Source organism: Psychrobacter sp. 1U2 (assembly GCF_051847575.1).
Map to the genome: position 1 here is coordinate 1 of NZ_JBPYDC010001608.1, position 563 is coordinate 563.

The following is a 563-nucleotide window of genomic DNA, read 5'->3' on the forward strand; positions in this document are numbered from 1 at the left end:
GGAGTGAACGGCGGTACAGGAAGTGGTACAGCTATTTCTGAATGTACTAATGATAGCCAAGCAAATTCAGGCACTAATAAAGAAAATATCGCTATTGGCTGCGAATCTTCTACCAGCAACAAGGGATATCAAATCGCTGATCGTGGCAACCCTTACTATACTGATAATGAATTTACGCCTGGGATGAAGAATGGAGGCTCCGTCGCGATTGGAACAGGTGCAAGTACAGAGCATGTATTTAGCGTAGCAATAGGTGAATATGCAAAAACGACTAGTGGCGCTGGTGTGGCTATAGGCGTTGGCTCATTATCTGAAGGCAATACTGCATTAGCGATAGGTCGTCAATCAGTTGCTAGAGGAGACTACTCACAAGCCATGGGTAACGTCGCTTCTGCTACAGGCGATGGATCGTTAGCAGTCGGTCATTCTGCAACTGCAACTGGTTATCGTGGTATCGCTATTGGTTCTACTGATATTGACGGAGCGGGTGAAGTCGCTGGACAAGATGGAGCTGCTTATCAATTTATAGGTCAAACCAAAGCATCTGGTAGAGACACTATTGC

The 563-nt window shown here is 45.8% G+C and carries 1 protein-coding gene; it reads left to right on the forward strand.

Annotated elements, in window-relative coordinates; translation table 11 throughout:
• On the forward strand, positions 1–563 hold a 563-nt coding region (locus ACS8FD_RS23440), incomplete at both ends, for a hypothetical protein (protein WP_439277617.1).